The sequence below is a fragment of the Bacillus sp. B1-WWTP-T-0.5-Post-4 genome, from assembly GCF_009183795.1.
GTDB lineage: Bacteria > Bacillota > Bacilli > Bacillales > Bacillaceae_G > Bacillus_A > Bacillus_A cereus.
Genome location: NZ_WEIJ01000001.1, coordinates 403,842 through 417,995, shown reverse-complemented (window position 1 = coordinate 417,995; position 14,154 = coordinate 403,842). Strand labels below are relative to the sequence as shown.

Genomic DNA, 14,154 nt, shown 5'->3' with positions numbered 1-14,154 from the left:
TAGATTTCATGTTGCATCGTTATCTTCCAATGACAGAAGAAGACAAAAAAGAAATGTTACAAACGATCGGCGTTCAAACGATCGATGAATTATTCTCTGATATTCCAGAGAGTGTTCGTTTTAAAGGGGATTTAAAAATTAAAGAAGCAAAATCAGAGCCAGAGCTTTTAAAAGAGCTATCTCAAATGGCTAGTAAAAATGCTAACTTAAAAGAATACGCTTCTTTCTTAGGAGCAGGCGTATACGATCATTATGCTCCAGTAATTGTAGATCATGTTATTTCTCGCTCAGAATTTTATACAGCTTATACACCATACCAACCGGAAATTTCACAAGGGGAATTACAAGCAATCTTTGAATTCCAAACAATGATTTGTGAATTAACAGGAATGGATGTAGCAAACTCTTCTATGTATGACGGGGGTACAGCTTTAGCTGAAGCGGCAATGTTAGCAGCTGGCCATACTCGCAAAAAGAAAATTCTTGTATCTAGCGCGGTTCATCCAGAATCAAGAGCAGTACTTGAAACGTATGCAAAAGGTCAAAATCTTGAAGTTGTTGAAATTAATCATAAAGATGGTGTAACAGATTTAGACGTATTACAAAGTGAAGTAGATGATACAGTTGCTTGTGTAATCGTTCAATATCCAAACTTCTTCGGACAAGTTGAAAAATTAGCTGATATTGAAAAAATCGTTCATCAACAAAAATCATTATTTATCGTTTCTTCAAATCCATTATCATTAGGCGCATTAACACCACCAGGGAAATTTGGTGCTGATATTGTAATCGGTGATGCACAACCATTCGGTATTCCAACGCAGTTTGGTGGACCGCACTGTGGTTACTTTGCAACAACGAAAGCATTTATGCGTAAAATTCCAGGACGTCTTGTTGGACAAACTGTAGATTCAGATGGTAAACGTGGATTTGTATTAACGTTACAAGCACGTGAACAGCATATTCGTCGTGATAAAGCGACATCTAACATTTGTTCAAACCAAGCGTTAAATGCATTAGCAGCTTCTGTTGCAATGACGGCACTTGGCAAACAAGGTGTGAAAGAAATGGCACGTCAAAACATTTCTAAAGCACAGTATGCAAAACGTCAATTTGAAGCGAAAGGCTTCACAGTAACATTTGCTGGACCATTCTTCAATGAGTTTGTTGTAGATTGCAAACGTCCAGTGAAAGAAGTAAACGATGCATTATTACAAAAGAATATTATCGGTGGTTATGATCTAGGCCGTGATTATAAAGAGCATGAAAACCATATGCTTGTAGCAGTAACTGAGCTTCGTACAAAAGAGGAAATTGACACACTTGTAAACGAAATGGGGGCTATCCAATGAAGAACCAAGACCAAGCACTTATCTTTGAAGTGAGTAAAGAAGGACGCATAGGATATAGCTTACCCAAATTAGATGTAGAAGAAGTGAAACTAGAAGATGTGTTTGAGAGCGATTATATTCGAGTAGAAGATGCAGAGCTACCAGAAGTATCTGAACTTGATATTATGCGCCACTATACAGCACTTTCAAACCGTAACCACGGTGTTGATTCTGGATTCTATCCACTTGGATCTTGTACGATGAAATATAATCCGAAAATTAATGAGAGTGTAGCTCGTTTCGCAGGATTTGCAAATATTCATCCACTGCAAGATGAAAAGACAGTACAAGGTGCAATGGAATTAATGTACGACTTACAAGAGCATTTAATTGAAATTACAGGTATGGATACTGTTACTTTACAACCAGCAGCTGGTGCACATGGAGAATGGACAGGTTTAATGTTAATTCGTGCATACCATGAAGCGAATGGTGACTTTAACCGTACGAAAGTAATTGTGCCTGACTCTGCTCACGGAACGAACCCAGCATCTGCAACTGTAGCTGGTTTTGAAACAATTACAGTAAAATCAAATGAAAATGGCCTTGTTGACTTAGAAGACTTAAAACGTGTTGTAAACGAAGAAACAGCAGCACTTATGTTAACAAATCCTAATACATTAGGGCTATTCGAAGAAAATATTTTAGAAATGGCAGAAATCGTCCATAATGCAGGCGGTAAATTATACTATGATGGTGCAAACTTAAATGCGGTATTAAGCCAAGCACGCCCAGGAGATATGGGATTTGACGTTGTGCATTTAAACCTTCATAAAACATTTACAGGTCCTCACGGCGGTGGTGGCCCAGGTTCTGGTCCAGTAGGTGTGAAAGCTGATTTAATTCCGTACTTACCAAAACCGATTTTAGAGAAAACGGAAAATGGTTATCACTTCAACTACGACCGTCCAGAAGCAATTGGTCGTGTGAAACCATTCTATGGTAACTTCGGAATTAACGTTCGTGCATACACGTATATTCGCTCTATGGGTCCAGATGGCTTGCGTGCAGTAACGGAGTATGCTGTATTAAATGCGAACTATATGATGAGAAGATTAGCGCCATTCTACGATCTTCCATTCGATAGACATTGTAAGCATGAATTTGTATTATCAGGTCGTCGTCAAAAGAAACTTGGTGTACGTACATTAGATATCGCAAAACGCCTGCTTGATTTCGGTTACCATCCACCAACAATTTACTTCCCATTAAATGTGGAAGAATGTATTATGATTGAGCCGACAGAAACAGAATCAAAAGAAACATTAGATGGTTTCATTGATAAGATGATTCAAATCGCTAAAGAAGTAGAAGAAAATCCAGAAGTTGTACAAGAAGCACCGCATACGACAGTCATTAAACGTTTAGACGAAACGATGGCTGCACGTAAACCAGTTTTACGTTATGCGAAGCCAGCTCCTGTACAAGTTTGATTAAAATAACAAAGGAAGAACTCGCTGAGGCGGGTTCTTTTTTTGTATGGATAATTTGTCCCGCATTAACGGACAGTAAACTCCCAACTCAAAACTTAGCTGGTGCAAAGAAGCCAGGTGGGAGATAAACTGTCCGTAAATGCCCGATTGGTTCAACTAATAATCAGTGGGGATGAACAAAAATCCCCACTGCATAAAGTTTCACTTTATGCAGAAATAGTGAAGAAAATGTTAAAAAAATATGTTTTTTGTTTCCTAATGGTGTAAAGGTGTAGTTTTATAGGTAGTTTTGTTGAAAAAGTCGGTTTGATAAAAGTATTTATTTTTGTTAGAATTTTATTGAAATTAAGAAGATGTGATGAGGCAAAGATTACTCATTTTTATGTATATGTGAAAAAACGAACAAGACGGGGGTGAAAGTGTGGGATATCGATGTTATAGAATGGTATACCATTTAGAAAATGGAGAAACAATTAAAGATGTAAAAGAATTTTGCTATCGAGACCAAGGGAAAGTATTAGAAAGAGTAGCAAATCGTGTAATGGATAATAGAGAAGTGACGGCGATTGATAAACAAGGAACAATCATTTCAATAGCATGTGAGGACATTGTAAAGGTAGAACTTGATTACATAACAGAAAGTTAACCTTGAGTCATATCGAATTATTCGATAAAATAAACTGTTGAATGGTGAAGTGAGAAGAGAGGAGTTTATCATGGGTAGTACAAGACACTTTTATATGTTTATCTTAGCGTTTGTTCTTGTTGTGGCATTAACGATTTACTTAATTGTTGACAGCAGCTGGTACAATACAGTTCATCCGGCATTCCTTCTGTTTATGTATATAGGAATTGCAGTAGTAAGTTTCGGAATGAGAGACGAGATGTTAGATCGCTTTGAAAAGTGATACATATACGAAAGACCAACAGGAAAATGTTGGTCTTTTTTTCTTGCCAAAAATAGGATGCTGTGTATATACTGTATATATAAGGTATACACAGTATATACACACACTGGAGGAAAACATGAATATTATTATTTCGAATTCTTCCCAAGACCCTATTTATGTGCAAATAAGAAAACAATTAAGCCAGCTTATTTTAAATGGCGGTTTAAAGGGTGGAGATCAATTACCGTCTATTCGTAGCTTAGCGAAGGAATTACAAATTAGTGTCATTACAACGAAGCGTGCATACGAGGAGCTTGAAAAAGAAGGATATATAGAAACTGTTGCTGGGAAGGGGACTTATGTTTCACGTAAAAATAATGAACTATTAAAAGAACAGCGGCTTCGCCTATTGGAAAGTAAAGCGGAAGAGATTGTGAATGAAAGTAAAGCGTTGCAGCTTTCACTTGAAGATTTACAGCAGATGATTGCGTTTTTATATAAGGGGGAATGAGAGAGATGTTAGAGTTAAAAAATGTTTGTAAAAGTTATGAAGGTTTCGCAGTGAAAAATATAAGTTTTACGTTACCACGCGGATATATTATGGGGTTTGTCGGACCGAATGGGGCCGGGAAAAGTACGACAATCAAAATGATTATGAATTTAATTAAAAAAGATAACGGAGATATAAAAATTTTTGGCAAGGACAATAAGAAAGCTGAAAAGGAAATAAAACAAAATATCGGCTTTGTATATGATGAAAATCATTATTACGAAGATTTAACGTGTGAACAAATGAAGCGTATTATTGCACCGTTATATAAAAAGTGGGACGAAGAGCAGTATCAATCGTATATGCATAGATTGCAAGTTCCGAAGTATAAAAAAATTAAAGAATTATCAAAAGGAATGAAAATGAAATTTGCGATTGCCATCGCACTTTCGCACCACGCAGAGTTTATTATTATGGACGAACCGACAGCAGGGTTAGATCCAGTTGTTCGAAGTGAATTACTTGATATGCTGCAAGAAATTGTAATGGAAGATGAAGTATCCGTGTTATTCTCAACGCACATTACAACAGATTTAGAGCGCATTGCAGATTATGTTACGTTCATCAATGATGGAGAAATTATATTTACTGGTGAAAAAGAAGACTTAATGGAGAACTACGTAATCGTAAAAGGAAGTAATGATTTATTAGACCGAGAAGGAAAAGAACTATTTGTTGGATTACGAAAAAATAAATTTGGTTTCGAAGGTTTAGCGAAGGATAAACAAGGAATTATCGATTGGTTTGGAAATGAGGTTGTACTAGAAAAGCCTACATTAGATGACATTATCGTTTACACTGCGAAAGGGAGAGGTGCCTATGCGTCAGCTTGTATATAAAGATTTGTTCTTTTTTCGGGTAATGTGGTTAGTGAATTTTGTTATGCCTCTTTTGTTTTTTATGTTAGAGCCAAGTGGTGAATTTTTATTTCCGATGAGTTGTCTATTTATAACCCTCTCCTCCGTTATGACGTTAACCTTTATGGATGAAAGAAATAAAAGTGACATTATTATAAATAGTTTACCAGTAAGTCGGAAGGATATCATTATTGCTAGATATATTTCCTGTGCAATATTTATTGTCGGTGCCATGGTTTCAACTATGATAATTGTATTCCTTTTAAGAGGTATTGCTGTTATTGATGATATTGGTGTATACCATCCTAATTTTTATATTGAAATTCCATGGTATGTAGTGGTAAGTGGAGTGATTTATTCTGTAGTATTTGTGGCGACATTTTTTCCTAGTTATTATGGTACAAAATCAAAGGGCATGAGAAGTATAGTATCAGCGGCAGCAATGGGGATTGGTGTACTTCTTTGGATATTTATTAGTGATGGGCTGAATGAAACAACATCTTCATTCAGTGAGTGGATTATGAATCCAGTACATATTGGTGTATTTACGGTTGGAGGAATGATATTAGCTAGTGCCTATATCGCTTCTATGTTTCTTACAATTAAAATTCATGAAACGCGTGATTTATAGAGAGGAGAATTCATATGCAACAGTTGATTTTGAAGGAGTTTTTTTTACAGAAGAAGATGTTTCCTTTCTATTTTTTAATCCCTATTTTATCTATTTTTAAGAATTCCGTCGAACCAATGGGGATTGCAATAGGAGTATTTATAACATGTAGTACGATTATATATATTTCTTTTTATTATGACGAGAAAAGTAAAGCAGAAAAAGTGTTAGTGAGTTTGCCTATAACGAGAAAAGAGATAATTATAGCTAAATATATTTCAAGCACATTATTTATTATGGCTGGTTTGAGTGTAACTTTTATAGTCGTAATATTAGGAAATATTTTATTGAACAGAGATATAGTTATGCCTGGGTATGCAATATTTTCAGCAATAGTAGCAACTTTGATTTATTGTGCAGTAACGATACCGACTAATTACATTGGGGGATATAAAGTTATTACTGTCTTGAATTTGATTATGCTTTTTCCTTTAATGGGTATGATTGGTCTTATGTGCAATATTTTTGGTGATAAAACAATTATGTTAAAAGTACTTCACTCTCAAGAGGCTACACTAGCAATGGGTGTTCTTAGTATTGGAGTGTTAGTAAGTATAGTCATATCAATGTTTCTCTCAATGAAAATGTTTCAGGAGGCAGAGTTATAGAAGGAGCATTTTCATATTAGGAGGGGTAATACATGATCAAGCAACTAATTTTAAAAGATTTCATTATTCAATGGAAATTTTTAATTTGGTACATACTGTATCCTGTTTTCTTTTATATGGCCTTAACAGATACGGAAAATCTGTTCATAATTATGTCAGTAATTATTACAATTGGGGCAACAGTAAAAACATTTGAAGCAGATAGTAAAAATGAGAGTGAAGTTATAGTAAATAGTTTGCCAATATTGAGAAAACAAATTGTGTATGCGAAATATATAGTAGCAATAATTATTCTTTTTATAAGTGTAACGGTCGGTTGTTTCACGATAGGAATGAAGAGCGGGGTTAACTTATTTGAATTTATTGAAACGACAATGGTTGCTAGTATTAGCTTTATTTTATTGTATTTAAGCTTTGTTTTACCAATAGCCTTTTGGCTAGGGTATAAGAAATCCATTTTCATTACGATAGTAATATTCATGGCACCGATAGTTGTTTTAGAAGCTTTGTTTCAAATCAACTTAGAACAAATTCAACTATATAACAGCTTGTTATTCATTAGTTCAATATGCATGTTCATAATATCTATCTTTGTTTCAGTAAAAATATATGAAAAAAGAGAATTTTAAAAGGTGCCTTAAAAAAGGCACCTTCTTCAATAACGACAATACGAGAGCAGTAGTTTATAAAAAGAAACGCTATTTGGTACATCTTTTGGAGTATGTAATATAAAGCTGAAAACGATAACGAGAATAAGAAATAGGAAAAATAAAAATAGAATTTGCTTATGTATAGAATTTTGCATATTATCCACTCCTTTTTTAGGTAGTATGTCCAAAAGAAAGGAGTATATGAAAAATGTTAGGAGGGGAGAATGATGAACAAAAGAAAATGGTTATATAGAATAGGAATATTTTTATTTTCAATCGGCCTCATATTAGCAAATGTTTACTCGGATATACCACTGTTATTTCCAAGTTTACATAAAGGGGTTGGTATAAGTATTGCCATAATTGGTCTGTTTTGTCTTATCACATGTAACTTCTACAGAAAGTCTGAATGAATATAAAAAAGGACAGTTATTCTTTTTCAGAAATACTGTCCTTTTTAAATAACTTATTCCATAGTTTGGCGATACTCCATATAATGACGATTGCAATGGAGGTGATAATGGACCAAACAATCGATATAATTTCAAGTGTCATGTTAGGAAGGAATGTGAGAATGGATAATACTTTATGAAACAATGATTCTATTATATGAAAACTTATTTGTAATAGAATGAGGATACCAAGTGTGATCCATGCTAATATTTTCTTTCCTTTTTCTTTCCACATGACATTCACCTCACGTTAGCTTAATAGTTTTAAGCCAACAGCGCCGCATAGAATACAGCTTAAGAAAGCAAGACGACGCCAATCCGCTGATTCTCGGAAAATGAGAATGCCTAGAAGTGCACTTCCAGCAGTTCCGATTCCAGTCCAAATTGCGTAAGCAGTTCCCATCGGTAATGTGTTCATCGCAAGAGATAAGAAGAAGAAGCTTACGCCGAAGTTAGCGATTAAAATAACTTTTGGTGCCCAGCCTTTCTTTTCAGTGGCTACTTTCATAAAGAGTACACCAATAATTTCACAAATACCAGCTAGAATTAAAAATACCCAAGCCATTTTATGCGGCCTCCTTCGCTTCTTTTTCTTCTGTTACTCGTTTTAAACCAATTACTCCGAAGAAGATTAAACCGATTAATAAAACTTTTACGATAGAGAAAGGTTCTCCGAAGATGAAAATCTCTGTAAGAACGATTCCGCCAGCTCCGATTCCTGTAAAGACTGCGTATACAGTGCCGACAGGTAAATCTTTATAAGCTCTAAATAATAAGACGAAACTAATTGTAATTAATAGAGCAACACCAGCCCATTCAAGTGGTGCCTCTGCTTTTTTTAGTCCAATCACCCAAAATATTTCAATAATACCAGCGATGATTACATAAATCCATGCCATATGTCATTTCTCCTTCCTACCAGTCGTTAGGTAAAGGGCTTAAAAACGACGCATTGCAAAGGAGCAATCCGTCAGTTTGAAAGTCCGCGCCAAAATACTTTCCAAGAAGCGTCTAAACGTGTCTCAAAACGATTTAAACCTGCGTATAATAGTTCAACCATAAGACCGTCGAGTAAGCATAGAAAAGCCTCTAAGGCGTCTTTTACTTCAATGTTATGCAGCTCATCTTGTTCGCTTGCTCTTTTAAATACAGGGAATAAAAGTTTTCCGACGTTTTCAATGTGTACATTTGCTTTATTAATAATTTGTTCGCGAAATGCATCAGGCGGAAAATAAGAAGTTCGTAACCAAAACATTGATTCTTCACTTTCACCAAATCGTTTTGCATACCCTTTTAATAATTTTAAAAGCAATTCTTCAGTGGACGAATTGGAAAAGCTTTCGATATCGCCTGTGAAGCTCTGCAAATCTTTTTGAAGAGCAGATTCTAAGCATATGAAATATAGCTCTTCTTTTCCTTTAAAGTGTGCGTAAATCGATGGTTTTTTAATCCCAACTTCTTGAGCAATATTTGCCAATGAAGTTCCTTCATAGCCGTAGCGTGCGAAATGAGAAAGTGCTACAGCTTTAATGCGGTTTGCTGTCATTTTCATCCCCTACCTACCGTTCGTTAGGTTCATTATATGAGATGGGAAATATAAAGTCAATAGGTGAAGAGCTGAGAAAGAGCGTTATAAGTAACGCTCTTTTTAGACAGTCTCTCGCTCAATTAAATGGAATGAAAGTTCTTTTGCACTGCCGACAATTTGCTCGCTTTGGATCTGCTTATGGAATAAAGAAAAAGCATGTGAGCCCATTGCGAGACCGGGATGTTCAATTGTGGAAATTTCTAATGCCTTTGAAATTTCATGATTATCAAATCCAAGGATAGCAAGGTCTTCAGGTACTCGAATACCATGTTTTCGAGCCTCTGTTAATAAACCAGCTGCAACTTGATCGTTCGCTGTGAAAATAGCAGTTGGACGATTTTTCATATTTAAAATACGATGGAGTATTTGTGCTCCGTCCTGCATTGTATAGCATTGGTGGAAAATCCATTCAGGATGCAACGTTTTGCCTTCGTTACGAAGTGTATCGGCGAACGCTTTTTCGCGCTCCATGGAATTTACACTTGTTTTTCTTGCTAAACAAATTCCGATTTTTTCATGGCCTCTACTTAGTAAATAGGCAGTACCAAGACGGAAACCTTCATAATGATCTACGTAGATGGATGAAATGAGGGGATGCTTCATTTTTTCACATGAAATAATAGGGGCAAATTTTGCAAAAGGTTCGATTTGTTCCCAAGAGCTCGTTCGGGAGCAAATAATCATCCCATCAAATTGTTTCATTTTCATCATTTCAAGAACACGAATTTCTTCAATGCTATCGTAATTCGTTTGACATAAATTAATATGATACCCAGCTAATAACGCTTCGTTTCCGATTCCTTCAATAATCGTACTGAAGTAGGGGAGGTTAATGAAAGGAAGCATAACGCCAATTGTATATGTTTTCCCTCTTATTAAATGGACAGCATTTATATTTTTTGCGTAGTTTAATTCTTCAACAGCATCTAGAACACGCTTACGCTTTTCTTCTTTTACGTAAGGGTGATTATTCAGGACACGAGAAACAGTTGATATCGATACACCAGCAGTTTTAGCAATTTGTTTTATATTGGCCATATGTATCACCTCTTTCCCTTATTATAAAGGGAAAATAATAAGAAAGAAAAAATCTTGACCTGAAAAGCTTTTCACAAACTATGGTATTAATAAGACTTCTTTTTATTCGCGTAACCTTTTCATTTGGGCGTAAGAATGATAGGGGTCTTTTTTGTTTGCAAAAAGTGTTGTCAAAATGTGTGAGAATAACGTGGAAAGTTTTCAAAGGTGGAGTTTGGTGACAAAGCGAATATGAAGAGAATATCAACGCTTCGTTCGTTAAGAGAGCGGTATGAAAGGGCGGAAACAAATTGAAAAAAAGAATCATTTGTTTCGTGTTTTCTAGTTTCGTGCTTAGTTCGTGTTCGTTTCAGCAAACGATGCAAGAAGAAAAACACTTTGTGGGAACAACGGGAGGAGCTATGGATCGTGTTACGGATCCTATTCCGCTAAAGGAACTTCCAAAATATTTTCCGGTGAAGTTTAAAGTTCCAACGTTTTTACCGTACGATATTACAAGTGATGTGAAGGGGGAAGTAAGAACGCTTGGGAAAAAGAACACTGTCTTAACGATTAAATATAAACAGAAAGAACCAGGTAGAAATGAGTATATTGAGTTAAATGTCGCGAACTTTCCTTATAGTTTTCCGGATCTTGTGGAAGAGAAGCGATTTCAAGAACAAATGAAACTGAATAATGGAACGTCTGCTTATTTTAAAAATAAAGATGATTATGAACGTGGTGACGAATTTGCTACGCTTATATGGAAAGAGAAAGGAATTGAATATCAACTGCTGTATCGGAATGTAGAAGAGAACGATGAAAAGGTAATCAAGCAGAATTTATTATACATTGCGAATAAGATGAAATGAAAAAACTAGCTGATTTATTCAGCTAGTTTTTTGTATGTTATTATTTCTTTTTAATTTTGCCTGTCCAAGATTTAAATCCACCTTGTAATTGGTAGAAATCTTTGTAGCCTTGTTTTTTTAAGTATTGCGCTGCACGACCTGTACGGAATCCGCTTTGGCAATATAAGTAAACAGGTTGATCTTGACGAAGTTCTTTATGGCGAAGGCGAATTTGTGATAACGGAATGTTACGTGCACCTAAAATATGCCCTGCGTTATATTCGTCTGCTTCACGAATATCGATAAGCTGTGCTTTACGGTAGCCAGCGCGAAATTCTTCTTCTGTAAGAGTTTTAATTAATTTTTTCTGATAGAAGTACATCCATACAGTGTAGCCGATAAATGCTACGATTACGGCTAATAAAATAATCCAAGTTGTTGACACGATTCTATCGCTCCCTTTTTTCTTATCCTACTTTCAATATTATAATGCCCTTATGTATTTATGCAACAGATTCATTTGCATATAAGAAGAAATTTCGTATTCTTTCACAAATTTTGTCGAATTTGGTAGACTAGAGAATGTGAAAAATAATTGGTTATATGAGGTGCAGGATGGGAAAAGAAAAATGGTGTTATATTAACTCTGGTCAATGTTCACCGGCATTTAATATGGCGTTAGATGAATGTTTATTAAATTGGCAAAGTGAAAAGAAAATGCCACCAACAATTCGTTTTTATGAATGGGAAGTACCAACATTAACAGTTGGGTATTTTCAACGTGTTGAAAAAGATATTAATATGGATGTAGTTAACGAAAAGAAATATGGATTCGTTCGTCGTCAAACAGGCGGCAGGGGTGTACTACATGACAAAGAGTTAACGTATAGTGTTATTGTGTCTGAAGATCATCCGAATATGCCGAAAACAGTTACAGAAGCGTATCGTGTTATCTCGCAAGGTTTATTAGATGGTTTTAAGGCATTAGGGTTAGAAGCCTATTATGCAGTTCCAAAAACAGAAGCAGATCGTGAAAATTTAAAAAATCCACGTTCAGGCGTATGTTTTGATGCACCATCTTGGTATGAAATTGTAGTGGAAGGACGAAAAATTGCTGGTAGTGCTCAAACACGTCAAAAAGGTGTTATTTTACAGCATGGATCGATTCCATTAGAAATTGATTTAGATGAACTATATGATCTATTTTTATTCCCAAATGAACGTGTGAAGGAACGTATGAAGAGTATGTTCTCTTCTAAAGCAGTAGCAATTAATGAATTAACAGACCGTACATTTACGATAGAACAGTTAATTAAAGCGTTTGAAGTTGGCTTTGAAAAAGGATTGGATGTAGAACTTGTTCCATATGAATTAACAGAAGAACAGTTACATGAAGTTCAAACGTTAGCGAAAGAAAAGTATGAAAGTAATGAGTGGAATTATAAAAAATAAGAGATGGCAATTGCCACCTCTTATTTTTTTATAGTAAATTAAGTACTTTTTCTACTTTGATTCCTTTATCTTGTAAAGAACGAAGGCGACTTACAACGTCCATAATTTCTTTGTCAAATGTAACGCTAATACCTTGGCTTTGTAGTTCTTCTTTTAAGCTTTCAATAGAATCATCTATGTCGATGCCAAGCTCGTAATCTTGACAAACTTCAATTGTCTTTTTCACGAGTTTAACATAATTTTCTTGTAGTTTTGAATTTGTTTCAGTCAAAGCAGGCTGCTTCGGTTTTGCAGGAGCAACCGGTGCTGTCTCTTGCTTTGTAACTGGAGTAGGGACTGCTTTTTTCACAGGCGCTGGAGTAACTAGTTCTACAGCTGCTTCTACGCTTACTGGCTTCGGTGTCGGTACCGGAGTAGGCTTAGGTGCCATAGCAGGTGTTTCCACACGCGTAACAGGCTTAGGAGCAGGTGTAATTGCTTTTGGAGCTTCTACAACTACTTCTTTTTTCGGTGCTGCTTCTACCTGTGTTTCTTCTTGCTCGGCAGCTTCTTTATTTTCTTTACTCCACATAACGCGTTCAATTTCTAGAGACACATTGTTTTTGTTCATCGCTGTTAATGTAACTTTACCAACTTCAGCGTTTCCAGTGAAATCAACAATTTTATAAATAACACTCTTGTTCCAATCCACGTTTCCGCTCAAAAATAATTCTTCGTTACATTTCGGCGTTAAGCCCTCGATTTTAATTTCTGCGTTTACACCGTTTTCACTATATACCATAATTAGCGAAGCATTTACATCTTCGTCTGCTAACATTAGTTCACGTACCATTTTGCCGGTGCGTACTTGCGTTTTCTTCTTAACTGACATCTAATTTCTCCTCTCAAAAATTCAGTAATAATAAAAAAATCGTATAACGAAAAATAATTGCTCACGAAGATTTATGATACCGATAATAAAAGCATCACGTCAACAATTAACTTTAATTATTTTGCATTTTTCTTATTTTCTTTATGAAATTTTTCAATTTGTAAAATTAGACAGAAGAAAAAACAGCCTTTTGAAGGGCTGTTAAAAATTTGATTTTTTATATAGTAATTTATATAAAATAAAAAATAAGATAGCAATTAAAGCATTTTGCCAAAAGTTTAGATGATAAATGAGGTAAGGTTGCTTTTGGAAATAAATATTTAAGAATACAGCGGAACAAAATGGAGTAGCAAATGCGAATCCAAATAGAATTCTTCTTTTCCAATTCATTTTCTGATTAAAGGAGTAACGCTTTAATAAATATAAAATAAATAGTATACCTAGTATAATTATTGAAACGGACAAAGTAGTTCCAAGGATGCTAAAAGGCGGACTTGATAATGTATTGTTTTTTTCAAAGAAAAACATAAAAAATGAAATAATTGCATTTATGCCAAACTGTATAGCAAGAAGTAAGCTAATAGAAAATCCAATTAAAGAGGCTTTTTCTAACTTTGTTTGAGTTGGTAAAGCTGATATAAGTTCATCGCAATAAGATTGTAAATTATCTCCGAAGATGTCATAAGCGTTTTTATTTTCTGCTTGTGCTTCGATGAGGTGATCTAATATTTCTAGTAACAGTTCTTCCATTTGTTGCTCGGGTACGTTTGATATTCGAAGATATACTAACATATCACCATAAGCAGCCTCGTTTTCGGAAGTTAGAAGCTCACGTTTTTTATTATTCAATTCAATCATGTCTTGTGCATTCATC

The 14,154-nt window shown here is 35.1% G+C and carries 20 protein-coding genes; 12 read left to right on the top strand and 8 right to left on the bottom strand.

From position 1 onward, the window contains the following. Positions 1 to 8 precede the first annotated feature (8 nt). The 10 genes from gcvPA (at position 9) to GBN91_RS02265 (ending at position 7,462) form a co-directional block, all read left to right on the top strand. Positions 9 to 1,352 (top strand): aminomethyl-transferring glycine dehydrogenase subunit 1, encoded by a 1,344-nt coding sequence (gene gcvPA / locus GBN91_RS02315; RefSeq protein ID WP_000903240.1) that lies wholly within the window; start codon positions 9 to 11, stop codon positions 1,350 to 1,352. Then, positions 1,349 to 2,824, top strand: a complete 1,476-nt coding sequence (gcvPB, locus tag GBN91_RS02310) for an aminomethyl-transferring glycine dehydrogenase subunit 2 (protein ID WP_000795702.1) — start codon at positions 1,349 to 1,351, stop codon at positions 2,822 to 2,824. The genes gcvPA and gcvPB overlap by 4 nt, the downstream gene beginning before the upstream one ends. Positions 2,825 to 3,266: 442 nt before the next feature. Next, positions 3,267 to 3,470: a DUF3929 family protein gene (locus GBN91_RS02300; protein ID WP_000262496.1), complete on the top strand. Its 204-nt coding sequence runs from the start codon at positions 3,267 to 3,269 to the stop codon at positions 3,468 to 3,470. Positions 3,471 to 3,540: 70 nt separating this feature from the next. Continuing rightward, the gene (locus tag GBN91_RS02295; protein WP_000535933.1) at positions 3,541 to 3,732 is read left to right on the top strand and encodes a hypothetical protein; all 192 of its coding nucleotides are present in this window, start codon (positions 3,541 to 3,543) and stop codon (positions 3,730 to 3,732) included. A gap of 118 nt (positions 3,733 to 3,850) precedes the next feature. Then, positions 3,851 to 4,225, top strand: a complete 375-nt coding sequence (locus tag GBN91_RS02290; RefSeq protein ID WP_006921550.1) for a GntR family transcriptional regulator — start codon at positions 3,851 to 3,853, stop codon at positions 4,223 to 4,225. 5 nt (positions 4,226 to 4,230) lie between these two features. Next, complete coding sequence (locus GBN91_RS02285) at positions 4,231 to 5,103, top strand: ABC transporter ATP-binding protein (protein WP_061113704.1); 873 nt, start codon at positions 4,231 to 4,233, stop codon at positions 5,101 to 5,103. Continuing rightward, on the top strand, positions 5,084 to 5,752 hold the full coding sequence (locus GBN91_RS02280) for an ABC-2 transporter permease (RefSeq protein WP_152121228.1): 669 nt from the start codon (positions 5,084 to 5,086) through the stop codon (positions 5,750 to 5,752). Before GBN91_RS02285 ends, GBN91_RS02280 begins: the two co-directional genes overlap by 20 nt. A gap of 14 nt (positions 5,753 to 5,766) precedes the next feature. Continuing rightward, positions 5,767 to 6,399 (top strand): ABC-2 transporter permease, encoded by a 633-nt coding sequence (locus GBN91_RS02275; protein WP_063264118.1) that lies wholly within the window; start codon positions 5,767 to 5,769, stop codon positions 6,397 to 6,399. A 32-nt stretch (positions 6,400 to 6,431) separates the two neighbouring features. Continuing rightward, positions 6,432 to 7,028, top strand: a complete 597-nt coding sequence (locus GBN91_RS02270; RefSeq protein ID WP_046392992.1) for an ABC-2 transporter permease — start codon at positions 6,432 to 6,434, stop codon at positions 7,026 to 7,028. A gap of 245 nt (positions 7,029 to 7,273) precedes the next feature. Continuing rightward, complete coding sequence (locus tag GBN91_RS02265) at positions 7,274 to 7,462, top strand: hypothetical protein (protein ID WP_016123326.1); 189 nt, start codon at positions 7,274 to 7,276, stop codon at positions 7,460 to 7,462. 16 nt (positions 7,463 to 7,478) lie between these two features. Here GBN91_RS02265 and GBN91_RS02260 read toward each other — a convergent pair whose 3' ends face one another. The 5 genes from GBN91_RS02260 to GBN91_RS02240 all read right to left on the bottom strand — a co-directional run bounded on the left by GBN91_RS02260 (position 7,479) and on the right by GBN91_RS02240 (position 10,127). After that, positions 7,479 to 7,736, bottom strand: a complete 258-nt coding sequence (locus tag GBN91_RS02260) for a DUF3975 family protein (RefSeq protein ID WP_033695608.1) — start codon at positions 7,734 to 7,736, stop codon at positions 7,479 to 7,481. A gap of 15 nt (positions 7,737 to 7,751) precedes the next feature. Next, positions 7,752 to 8,066: a DMT family transporter gene (locus GBN91_RS02255; protein WP_000312623.1), complete on the bottom strand. Its 315-nt coding sequence runs from the start codon at positions 8,064 to 8,066 to the stop codon at positions 7,752 to 7,754. A gap of 1 nt (position 8,067) precedes the next feature. After that, positions 8,068 to 8,400, bottom strand: coding sequence for a DMT family transporter (locus GBN91_RS02250; protein ID WP_000312339.1), 333 nt, complete (start codon positions 8,398 to 8,400; stop codon positions 8,068 to 8,070). 71 nt (positions 8,401 to 8,471) lie between these two features. Further along, positions 8,472 to 9,053, bottom strand: coding sequence for a TetR/AcrR family transcriptional regulator (locus tag GBN91_RS02245; protein ID WP_002005730.1), 582 nt, complete (start codon positions 9,051 to 9,053; stop codon positions 8,472 to 8,474). 96 nt (positions 9,054 to 9,149) lie between these two features. After that, positions 9,150 to 10,127 (bottom strand): LacI family DNA-binding transcriptional regulator, encoded by a 978-nt coding sequence (locus tag GBN91_RS02240; protein WP_001273985.1) that lies wholly within the window; start codon positions 10,125 to 10,127, stop codon positions 9,150 to 9,152. 314 nt (positions 10,128 to 10,441) lie between these two features. Here GBN91_RS02240 and GBN91_RS02235 point away from each other — a divergent pair, with 314 nt between their 5' ends. Then, complete coding sequence (locus tag GBN91_RS02235; protein WP_033666640.1) at positions 10,442 to 10,978, top strand: hypothetical protein; 537 nt, start codon at positions 10,442 to 10,444, stop codon at positions 10,976 to 10,978. A gap of 40 nt (positions 10,979 to 11,018) precedes the next feature. On the opposite strand, the gene GBN91_RS02230 is transcribed toward GBN91_RS02235, so the two are convergent. Then, positions 11,019 to 11,402 carry a rhodanese-like domain-containing protein gene (locus tag GBN91_RS02230; RefSeq protein WP_000108653.1) on the bottom strand — a complete coding sequence of 128 codons (384 nt, stop codon included), beginning with the start codon at positions 11,400 to 11,402 and terminating at the stop codon, positions 11,019 to 11,021. A 170-nt stretch (positions 11,403 to 11,572) separates the two neighbouring features. Between GBN91_RS02230 and GBN91_RS02225 the strand changes: the two genes are divergently transcribed. Next, the gene (locus GBN91_RS02225) at positions 11,573 to 12,409 is read left to right on the top strand and encodes a lipoate--protein ligase family protein (protein WP_000514081.1); all 837 of its coding nucleotides are present in this window, start codon (positions 11,573 to 11,575) and stop codon (positions 12,407 to 12,409) included. Between the two features lie 28 nt (positions 12,410 to 12,437). On the opposite strand, the gene GBN91_RS02220 is transcribed toward GBN91_RS02225, so the two are convergent. Further along, positions 12,438 to 13,280 (bottom strand): hypothetical protein, encoded by an 843-nt coding sequence (locus tag GBN91_RS02220; protein ID WP_000111900.1) that lies wholly within the window; start codon positions 13,278 to 13,280, stop codon positions 12,438 to 12,440. Between the two features lie 201 nt (positions 13,281 to 13,481). Further along, positions 13,482 to 14,153 carry a DUF1129 family protein gene (locus tag GBN91_RS02215; RefSeq protein ID WP_000993584.1) on the bottom strand — a complete coding sequence of 224 codons (672 nt, stop codon included), beginning with the start codon at positions 14,151 to 14,153 and terminating at the stop codon, positions 13,482 to 13,484. Position 14,154 lies beyond the last annotated feature (1 nt).

Bases quoted from the DNA above. Each gene is read 5' to 3' on its own strand.
- gcvPA (WP_000903240.1), top strand. From the start codon at position 9: ATGTTGCATCGTTATCTTCCAATGACAGAAGAAGACAAAAAAGAAATG.
- gcvPB (WP_000795702.1), top strand. From the start codon at position 1,349: ATGAAGAACCAAGACCAAGCACTTATCTTTGAAGTGAGTAAAGAAGGA.
- GBN91_RS02300 (WP_000262496.1), top strand. From the start codon at position 3,267: ATGGTATACCATTTAGAAAATGGAGAAACAATTAAAGATGTAAAAGAA.
- GBN91_RS02295 (WP_000535933.1), top strand. From the start codon at position 3,541: ATGGGTAGTACAAGACACTTTTATATGTTTATCTTAGCGTTTGTTCTT.
- GBN91_RS02290 (WP_006921550.1), top strand. From the start codon at position 3,851: ATGAATATTATTATTTCGAATTCTTCCCAAGACCCTATTTATGTGCAA.
- GBN91_RS02285 (WP_061113704.1), top strand. From the start codon at position 4,231: ATGTTAGAGTTAAAAAATGTTTGTAAAAGTTATGAAGGTTTCGCAGTG.
- GBN91_RS02280 (WP_152121228.1), top strand. From the start codon at position 5,084: ATGCGTCAGCTTGTATATAAAGATTTGTTCTTTTTTCGGGTAATGTGG.
- GBN91_RS02275 (WP_063264118.1), top strand. From the start codon at position 5,767: ATGCAACAGTTGATTTTGAAGGAGTTTTTTTTACAGAAGAAGATGTTT.
- GBN91_RS02270 (WP_046392992.1), top strand. From the start codon at position 6,432: ATGATCAAGCAACTAATTTTAAAAGATTTCATTATTCAATGGAAATTT.
- GBN91_RS02265 (WP_016123326.1), top strand. From the start codon at position 7,274: ATGATGAACAAAAGAAAATGGTTATATAGAATAGGAATATTTTTATTT.
- GBN91_RS02260 (WP_033695608.1), bottom strand. From the start codon at position 7,736: ATGTGGAAAGAAAAAGGAAAGAAAATATTAGCATGGATCACACTTGGT.
- GBN91_RS02255 (WP_000312623.1), bottom strand. From the start codon at position 8,066: ATGGCTTGGGTATTTTTAATTCTAGCTGGTATTTGTGAAATTATTGGT.
- GBN91_RS02250 (WP_000312339.1), bottom strand. From the start codon at position 8,400: ATGGCATGGATTTATGTAATCATCGCTGGTATTATTGAAATATTTTGG.
- GBN91_RS02245 (WP_002005730.1), bottom strand. From the start codon at position 9,053: ATGAAAATGACAGCAAACCGCATTAAAGCTGTAGCACTTTCTCATTTC.
- GBN91_RS02240 (WP_001273985.1), bottom strand. From the start codon at position 10,127: ATGGCCAATATAAAACAAATTGCTAAAACTGCTGGTGTATCGATATCA.
- GBN91_RS02225 (WP_000514081.1), top strand. From the start codon at position 11,573: ATGGGAAAAGAAAAATGGTGTTATATTAACTCTGGTCAATGTTCACCG.
- GBN91_RS02220 (WP_000111900.1), bottom strand. From the start codon at position 13,280: ATGTCAGTTAAGAAGAAAACGCAAGTACGCACCGGCAAAATGGTACGT.
- GBN91_RS02215 (WP_000993584.1), bottom strand. From the start codon at position 14,153: ATGAATGCACAAGACATGATTGAATTGAATAATAAAAAACGTGAGCTT.